4 protein-coding genes and 1 tRNA gene are annotated in these 4450 nt (G+C 37.2%); 3 read left to right on the top strand and 2 right to left on the bottom strand.

Annotated features, from left to right (window positions below):
* Positions 1-353: 353 nt before the first annotated feature.
* Positions 354-530 carry a hypothetical protein gene (locus OEW78_RS10010; RefSeq protein WP_300327151.1) on the top strand — a complete coding sequence of 59 codons (177 nt, stop codon included), beginning with the start codon at positions 354-356 and terminating at the stop codon, positions 528-530.
* Between the two features lie 76 nt (positions 531-606).
* Here the strand turns inward: OEW78_RS10010 and OEW78_RS10005 are convergent, their stop codons facing one another.
* Positions 607-885: a hypothetical protein gene (locus OEW78_RS10005; RefSeq protein WP_300327150.1), complete on the bottom strand. Its 279-nt coding sequence runs from the start codon at positions 883-885 to the stop codon at positions 607-609.
* A gap of 256 nt (positions 886-1141) precedes the next feature.
* Here OEW78_RS10005 and OEW78_RS10000 point away from each other — a divergent pair, with 256 nt between their 5' ends.
* Together OEW78_RS10000 and OEW78_RS09995 are read left to right on the top strand one after the other, a co-directional pair.
* Complete coding sequence (locus OEW78_RS10000; RefSeq protein ID WP_300327149.1) at positions 1142-3253, top strand: CDC48 family AAA ATPase; 2112 nt, start codon at positions 1142-1144, stop codon at positions 3251-3253.
* Positions 3254-3781: 528 nt separating this feature from the next.
* The gene (locus OEW78_RS09995; protein ID WP_300327148.1) at positions 3782-3958 is read left to right on the top strand and encodes a hypothetical protein; all 177 of its coding nucleotides are present in this window, start codon (positions 3782-3784) and stop codon (positions 3956-3958) included.
* Positions 3959-4339: 381 nt separating this feature from the next.
* On the opposite strand, the gene OEW78_RS09990 is transcribed toward OEW78_RS09995, so the two are convergent.
* Positions 4340-4434, bottom strand: a tRNA-Val gene (locus OEW78_RS09990).
* Between the last annotated feature and the right edge of the window lie 16 nt (positions 4435-4450).

Genomic DNA, 4450 nt, shown 5'->3' with positions numbered 1-4450 from the left:
TAATGTCTTTTCTTTTCTTCCTTTGAATTTTGCGAAAATACTTTCTAACATGATTCACTAGGTCGCCACTAGCTTATAAACACAGAAAACTTCAATCACAATGCAACAATACGTAGCTGAGTAGTCAGTTCAGTCCTTCCTTGCAGATGTGCAGACTCACACCACTACGATACTAACATTACGCCAATATTGCTTATAGAGTTTCATATTGTTTGAGGTTAATTAGGATGAAAGGACTATTGATATCATGAATACAATGCAATCATACGGTCAAAAAATATGTTCAGACTGCAAGAGAATACATTGTCAAAAAGGATGCAACTGCGATTGTCATTGGGAGCCCTGAAGAACAATTGACATCAGGTGTTGTGACTCAAAAAACGTGTTCTCATAATGCAAAAGTCAGGATGGCAAGACTCAAGGACATGTACGAATGCACAAACTGTCACAAATTTATTCCAATGATTAAACCAAAAGAGATTGATCATACCGCACCCCAATATTTAGAGAATAGTTGGGAAGATGACTGATTATTCTAAAACATCAAACTAGAATAAAATGTGTTTTCTGTAATCTGCATCAGGTTAAGCAACATGACAGAATGTTTTAGATGTCCTTCAGGTTGGAAAGTACTCTTTCAAGGTCTTGCTTTTCATATCTCAGACTCTTAACAGTTGAACTGTCCTGCAGAGTCAGGGAGAACTTTTGCAGCATTGACTTATTTTCATCAGAAAGTTCGGAGGTCCTAATTATACCATTCAGAGTATTTGATAACTGAACAAGTTTTCTCGTATCTATTTTTTTATTCATACTGTTTGCCAAAGAAATCTGATTGGCCAGTTCATCATTAATTTCATTTAATAATTCTGTAAGTGCATTTGACATAAGGTACATACCATATTAGAGTCGTTCTAGTTAATTAAGCTGCAACAATCATTATTGTATCTCTTTGATCAATTGGAATATTGATGATAATACTTGAAACACTGGAATTTTGAACATGACATGCAAAACAAAATACTTTCCAAAAAAATTTCTTTCACAAAACCAACTCCAATAGTTTCAATCATAAAATTCAACATTATTTGTCAGTTATGATAACAATGCTAGTACTCAAATAGTACAGAGTGGTAAACAAGGCTTGTCAGAAATAGAATTAAAAATAGATGAGATGCCCCAAAGCCATGTTGGTTATGGGGTGGCAATTATTGACCCTCAAATCATTGAGGAGAATAATTGGAATGCAGGGCAAATTTTAGAACTGTCTGCAAATAAAAAAAGTCATGTCAAGCTATGGTCAGGATTTCCAGAGGATCGTGACAGTGGAATTATTCGCATCGACGGTCTTACAAGATATAACATCGGAGCAAGTATCGGTGAAAAAGTCACAATCAATGCTGTGAAAGGAGTAGATGCAGAACAAATCGTTTTGTCTCCTACTGAAAAACTTCATGCTGAAGGGTTACACGAATACATGACTTCTCGTTATCAGGGACATGTCTTTACAACTGGAGATACTGTTATTGTCAGCACTCAAATGGGAAGCAAGATTCAACTAATTGTAACTAGTACCAAACCAGCAAAACCAGTAATTGTCACTGAAGATACAATATTCAAGCTAGGCTCGGTAACGAAATCAGTTGACGCATCAGTTCCTAGATTTACTTATGATGATTTGGGCGGGTTAAAAAATGAAATTCTAAAGATTCGTGAGATGGTTGAATTGCCAATGAGACATCCGGAACTCTTTGAGAAAATAGGCATAGAATCACCAAAAGGTGTTTTGCTTTATGGTCCACCAGGTACAGGAAAGACATTGCTTGCAAAGGCGGTAGCTGGTGAAACAAATTCCCATTTCACTTCACTTAGCGGTCCGGAAATCATGGCAAAGCATTATGGGGAAAGTGAGGAAAAACTTCGAGAAATATTTACGCAAGCTGAAGAAAATGCTCCCAGCATTATTTTCATTGACGAGATTGACTCTATTGCTCCAAAGCGAGAGGAGGTTTCAGGAGAATTGGAAAAACGAATTGTCTCTCAACTGCTAACACTGATGGACGGAATGAAGTCTCGAGGAAAAGTTGTAGTTATCGCAGCTACTAACAGACCTGACTCCATTGATCCTGCACTTCGAAGACCTGGTAGATTTGACAGGGAAATCGAGATTGGAATTCCAGATGATGAAGGTAGACTAGAAGTTCTAAACATACACACACGTGGAATGCCTCTAGACAAAAAGGTAGATCTAAAGAAAATTTCCAAGACAACTCACGGGTTTGTGGGGGCAGACTTGGAAGTGCTTTGCAAGGAAGCTGCGATGAAATCTCTGAGAAGAATTTTGCCTGAAATTAATTTAGAGGAAGAAAAAGTTTCAAAAGAATTATTGCAAAAAATAAAGATAACTGGAGAGGATTTTACAGAGGCATTAAAAGAGGTTAGGCCTTCTGCACTAAGAGAAGTTCTGGTTCAGATTCCAAATGTTAGTTGGGATGATGTTGGTGGCTTGGACAAACTAAAAGAAGAACTTCGTGAGGCAATAGAGTGGCCATTAAAACACAAGGAGGCCTTTGAGTATGCCCATGTAAAGCCACCAAAGGGAGTGCTACTTTATGGTCCTCCTGGAACAGGAAAGACCCTGATTGCAAAGGCAGTAGCAACTACAACTGAATCCAATTTTATCAGCATCAAGGGTCCAGAACTGCTTTCAAAATGGGTTGGTGAATCAGAAAAAGGAGTACGAGAGATATTCCGAAAGGCGCGTATGGCAGCACCATGTATCATCTTCTTTGATGAGATTGATGCACTTGTTCCAAAAAGAGGAAGCGGTGGTTCAGATTCACATGTTACAGAAAATGTTGTTTCCCAAATTCTAACTGAGATTGATGGGTTGGAGGAACTGCATAATGTACTGATAATTGGTGCCACAAACAGGCTGGATATTGTGGATCCTGCATTGCTCAGGCCAGGCAGATTTGACAGGGTGATTGAAGTTCCAAATCCCGATGTTGTAGGAATAGAGATGATTTTCAAGATTCACACCAAAGACAAGCCGCTTGCAGGAGGTGTCAATCTAAAGACACTGTCAGAAATGGCAAAGGGGTTCAGCGGTGCTGAGATTGAAGAAGTTTGTAATCGTGCGGCACTTTTGGGAGTAAAGCGATTTGTTGAAAACAAGGAAAAAGATGTAAAGTCCATCAAGATAACTCAAAAGGATTTAGAAGATTCGATTGAGGAAATAAAAAAGACGAAATAACAATGGTGTGCAAAGGACTTTGCATCAAACATAAATCTGGAAAGTCGTTTGGTGTAAACAGCAGATATGAATTGGGACAGAAAAGGTGTTCAATTTGTGAGATATTCATAAACTGGGATGGCAAGTATTGCCCGTGCTGCAGCTATGTATTAAGAACAAAACCAAAAGGTACACAGACAAGACAGAGATTAATGATACTGCAACAGGTAAAAAGAATATAGATTCCAAATTTAATTAGATCGGATTTGTATTAGTACAAATACATCAAATATTCAGTTTTATGTAATTATGAATTGGTTTGCTCTACAATGAATCTCTGCCCACAATCGTTCTCAAATGTTAACAGAATCAACATACATGAAATTAAATTTGATTTTCTTATTTTGGAAATGAGATTGTCATGAAATTACAAGTGCATACAATTAATGATCAAGTGTGTATTTTTATAAATACACACAAAACAAAAATGGCAGTTGTTCTTATAATTATGGGTTTGAGGTTTGATTTGTAAACGCAGTGGATTTCTAAATGGAAAAAATCGCAGAAAAATTCAAACATATTAAGGGATATTACCACTGCAAACTTTGTCCTGGACAATTTGGTTGGATTCCAGAAAAAGAAATTGAATCTCTTGAAAGACATTACAAAATGTTTCATCCAGACGAAAAAAGTAGAACCGAAGAGGATTTCAAGATGGAAAATTAACCCGTTACTCTTGACTTTATGACAGTGTTCCAATCATTGGGAAAACATTTGAGAAAATAATAGATGACATCTACAAAAAAAATCTACTCATCCAAAACAAGATGATGTTAGGTGATAATCTTGTTGATCTAAAGAATTTTTAGGTATCTGGTTGTTGTCGGTTCGTCAATGACACGATGTTTGTATTTTTATTCCGTTTTTTGTTTCCAACTTTTCTAGATTGTGATGATATTGCAGAAAGAATCATGATGATTTGCATAAAAGGGAAGATAGGTATCCATTACTTGGAGATAATGGACCTGAAAAGGTGTCCATGACTTGCAAGATATGGACCCACAAAGACTTGCATTTGAAAAACAGGTATCCAGTCCTTGGAAAAGGTGGACCGGATGGGATTTGAACCCACGACCATTGCGGGAAATAATTTCCTTACGCAGTGTGAGTGCGTCATCCAAACCAAACTAGACGACCGGTCCAACGAATCTACTAAAA

Origin of the sequence: Candidatus Nitrosopumilus sp. (assembly GCF_029882185.1) — an archaeon.
Classification (GTDB): Archaea; Thermoproteota; Nitrososphaeria; order Nitrososphaerales; family Nitrosopumilaceae; genus Nitrosopumilus.
The sequence above is the reverse complement of the archived record's forward strand: the minus strand, read 5'-3'. Positions and strand labels throughout refer to the sequence as shown.